A 3,746-nucleotide genomic window follows, 5' to 3' on the forward strand; every position below is an offset into this window, starting at 1 on the left:
TCCTTCTCCTTCTATTCTTGAATGCAACAACATCTTATTTCAATTTTTGAAGATACATATTCACTACATTTTCTAACCCTAAATATAAAGATTCTGAAATTAAAGCATGACCAATGGAAACTTCAAGCAATCCAGGAATATTATCTTTAAAAAACTTGATATTATCTAAACTCAAATCATGCCCTGCATTAATTCCTAATCCTAGTTCATTCGCTTTGATTCCCGCTTTTACGTATGGCTCAATTCCGTTTTTGTTTCCTAATCCATATTCGTGAGCAAAAGATTCGGTATACAATTCAATTCTTTCTGTTCCTGTAGCTTTTGCTCCTTCAATCATTCGTTCATCGGCATCCACAAAAATAGATGTTCGGATTCCGTTTCTTTGAAATTCTTGAATAACTTCTATTAAATACGATTGATGTTTTATAGTATCCCAACCCGCATTAGAAGTCAAAGCTCCAATAGCATCGGGAACCAAAGTCACTTGAGTAGGCTTACATTCTAAAACCAAATCGATAAAATTATGTTGTGGATTTCCTTCAATATTATATTCGGTATACACAACCGATTTTAAATCGCGTGCATCTTGATAGCGAATATGTCTTTCATCGGGTCTTGGATGAATGGTTATTCCTTGTGCTCCAAATTGCTGAATATCTTTTGCAACTTTCAATAAATCAGGAACATTTCCTCCTCTTGAATTTCGAAGTGTGGCAATTTTATTAATATTTACAGATAACTTTGTCATAATAATTTTAATTTATACAAAAATACAAAGTATAAGTTAGCTAGCATGTAGTATTTTTTGATTAATTTGCGATATATTTTCATCTCATCTACAATGAATAATTTAACAAGCTACATCACTAACGAAATAAAACCATTAAAACACACGGATTCAATAGCGGAAGCGCAGGATTTATTTTTAGACTTTCCATACAGTCATTTCCCAGTAACCGAAGATGGTGTTTATATTGGTTGCGTGAGCAAAGAAAATGTAGAACTATTAAATAGTGATTCTATCATTAATGATAGTCGATTTCATTTTGAACGTTTTTTTGTTCGTACTACTACCATTTGGCTTGATGTATTGGAGATTTTTGCTAAAAACGAAAGCAACTTAATTCCCGTTTTAGATGACAAAAATACTTATTTAGGATATTATGAACTTGAAGATGTAATTCGCTTTTTTCATGAAACGCCATTCTTAAAAGAAGAAGGTGGAATTATAGTAGTGGAAAAAGAATCGGATAAATTTTCTATGAGTCAGGTGTCCCAAATCATAGAAAGTAATAACGCCAAAATTTTAGGTTTATTTATCTCAAATGTTGTGGGAAACAAAGTAGAAATTACTATAAAAATCAGTCAAAGTGGCTTGAACGATATTATTCAAACTTTTAGACGTTATGAATATGAAATCATTTCGGAACATCAGGAAGATTCTTATTTAAATAGCTTAAAAGAACGTTCAGATTACTTAGACAAATATTTAAATATTTAAAAATAAATCGTAATGAAAATAGCATTATTTGGTCAATATTATCAAAATAGTACGGCCGAAACGGTACAAAAAGTAGTTTCATTTTTAGAGTCAAAAGATATTGAAATTGCTTTTGAAGCACATTTTTTAGACATTTTAAAAGAAAAAAATATCGTTTCAAAAAATTATAAAACATACTCTTGCCACAAAACATTAAATAATGATTTTAAAGCTTTAATTAGCATTGGCGGTGACGGTACAATACTAAAAGCCGCCACATTTGTTAGAGATAAAAATATTCCTATTATTGGAATTAACGCTGGAAGATTAGGTTTCTTAGCAACGATTCAGTTTGATAACATTGAACCGCTTTTGCAAAAACTACTAGATAATGATTATGCTATTTCAAAAAGAACTTTATTGAGTATTAAAACTACTCCAGAATACGACAATTTTAGTGAATTAGATTTTGCTCTAAACGAAGTTACCGTTGCCCGAAAAGACACCACTTCGATGATTACTATTATAACCTATTTAAATGGCGAATATCTTACTTCATATTGGGCAGATGGTTTAATTATTTCAACACCTACAGGCTCAACAGGGTATTCTTTAAGTTGTGGAGGACCAGTTCTTACTCCAAATGTAGAAAGTTTGGTAATTACACCAATGGCACCACACAACCTAAATGCAAGACCTTTAGTTATTCCAGATGATATGGAAATTGAACTTCGCATTTCAGGACGTGAAGAACAGTTTTTAATTTCGTTAGATTCAAGAATATCTGCAGTTTCTAAAGATACCGTTGTAAAAATTAAAAAATCTCCGTTTACCATTTCAATAATTGAGTTCAAAGAAGAATCTTTTTTAAACACTATTAGAAAAAAATTACTTTGGGGAGAAGATAAAAGAAATTAACATCTTTCTTATATCATTATTCATTTTTTAGCGTTTCTATTTATAATTAATAACAAAAAAATCTCATAAAATAGGGATAAGAAATCAATATTATTATATTTGCAAACTATTTAAAAAAATGAAGTACCTATTATTTTACACATTACTGATTTTCTGCAACTTCAATGCTTATTCTCAAATCAACGAATTAGGTGTTTTTGTTGGAGGTGTTAACTACATAGGTGATGTAGGTCCAACAAGTTACATATCTCCAAATGAGCCTGCAATAGGAATACTATACAGATGGAATAGAAGTCCGAGGCATTCTTACAGATTTTCATACACCCAAGGAAGTTTAACTTCAAATGATAAAGACAGTGATGTTCCTAGTAGAAATTTAAGAGGGTTTTCATTTAAAAATAGTGTTAAAGAATTTTCAGCTGGTTTAGAATTTAACTTCTTGGACTTTGACTTACATGATTCAAAAACTAAAATATCGCCATATGTTTATAGCGGAATTAGCTATTTTATTTATGATGAAATATACATACTAAATAATAAAAGCAACAAAGATTATCAAAGCAGCACATTTGCAATCCCTATGATAGTAGGTTTAAAAGGGCGTTTCTTTGAAAATTTTATTATTGGAGCTGAGGTAGGATTACGATATTCTTTCACTGATAATTTAGATGGAAGTAATCCAAAAAATGATAATTTTGAAACTTTACGCTTTGGAAATTTAAACAGTAACGATTGGTATGTATTTACTGGATTAACACTAACTTACACATTTGGGCAAAACCCATGTTTTTGTTCTGAATAATATGGAATTATTACAAAAGATAAATATCGATTATTTACCCAACCATTTAGCTATTATAATGGATGGCAATGGAAGATGGGCAAAACAAAAAGGAATGTTACGTGCTTTAGGACATGAAAGCGGAACCAAATCAGTAAAAACAACAGTAGAAACGTGTGCAAAACTAGGTATAAAAAACCTAACTCTTTATGCTTTTTCTACAGAAAACTGGAATCGACCAAAATTAGAAGTTGATACCCTAATGAAGCTATTGGTTTCTTCATTAAAAAAAGAAATTAAAACATTACAAAATAATAATATTAAATTAAATGCAATTGGAAATTTAACAAATTTACCCGATAGCGTACAAAAAGAATTACTAGAAGTAATCAACAAAACAGCTGAAAACACAAGAATGACGTTAACATTAGCACTAAGTTATGGTGCTCGAGAAGAGTTAATACAAGCTGTTAAAAAAATATCAAACAAAGTTAAAAATAATATAATTTCTGAAGAGGCTATTGACGAATCAATTATTAATCAGCATCTTTACACACACAATTTACC

Annotated in this window: 5 protein-coding genes; 4 read left to right on the forward strand and 1 reads right to left on the reverse strand. The window is 30.1% G+C overall.

Annotated features, from left to right (window positions below):
* Nucleotides 1-34: 34 nt before the first annotated feature.
* Nucleotides 35-748, reverse strand: coding sequence for a pyridoxine 5'-phosphate synthase (locus Q0075_RS11915; protein ID WP_297869702.1), 714 nt, complete (start codon nucleotides 746-748; stop codon nucleotides 35-37).
* 93 nt (nucleotides 749-841) lie between these two features.
* Between Q0075_RS11915 and Q0075_RS11920 the strand changes: the two genes are divergently transcribed.
* The 4 genes from Q0075_RS11920 to uppS all read left to right on the forward strand — a co-directional run.
* Nucleotides 842-1,501 (forward strand): CBS domain-containing protein, encoded by a 660-nt coding sequence (locus Q0075_RS11920; RefSeq protein WP_297869703.1) that lies wholly within the window; start codon nucleotides 842-844, stop codon nucleotides 1,499-1,501.
* A 12-nt stretch (nucleotides 1,502-1,513) separates the two neighbouring features.
* On the forward strand, nucleotides 1,514-2,398 hold the full coding sequence (locus tag Q0075_RS11925; RefSeq protein ID WP_231835315.1) for an NAD kinase: 885 nt from the start codon (nucleotides 1,514-1,516) through the stop codon (nucleotides 2,396-2,398).
* A gap of 118 nt (nucleotides 2,399-2,516) precedes the next feature.
* Nucleotides 2,517-3,200 carry a DUF6089 family protein gene (locus Q0075_RS11930; RefSeq protein WP_297869704.1) on the forward strand — a complete coding sequence of 228 codons (684 nt, stop codon included), beginning with the start codon at nucleotides 2,517-2,519 and terminating at the stop codon, nucleotides 3,198-3,200.
* A 1-nt stretch (nucleotide 3,201) separates the two neighbouring features.
* Nucleotides 3,202-3,746 (forward strand): polyprenyl diphosphate synthase (uppS, locus tag Q0075_RS11935; protein ID WP_297869705.1); only part of this gene is annotated, 545 nt, incomplete at its 3' end.

Origin of the sequence: uncultured Flavobacterium sp. (genome assembly GCF_937967675.1) — a bacterium.
In the GTDB taxonomy this organism is placed as follows: domain Bacteria; phylum Bacteroidota; class Bacteroidia; order Flavobacteriales; family Flavobacteriaceae; genus Flavobacterium.

Coding starts and splice junctions, on each gene's coding strand:
- Q0075_RS11915 (WP_297869702.1), bottom strand. CDS start 748: ATGACAAAGTTATCTGTAAATATTAATAAAATTGCCACACTTCGAAAT.
- Q0075_RS11920 (WP_297869703.1), top strand. CDS start 842: ATGAATAATTTAACAAGCTACATCACTAACGAAATAAAACCATTAAAA.
- Q0075_RS11930 (WP_297869704.1), top strand. CDS start 2,517: ATGAAGTACCTATTATTTTACACATTACTGATTTTCTGCAACTTCAAT.
- Q0075_RS11925 (WP_231835315.1), top strand. CDS start 1,514: ATGAAAATAGCATTATTTGGTCAATATTATCAAAATAGTACGGCCGAA.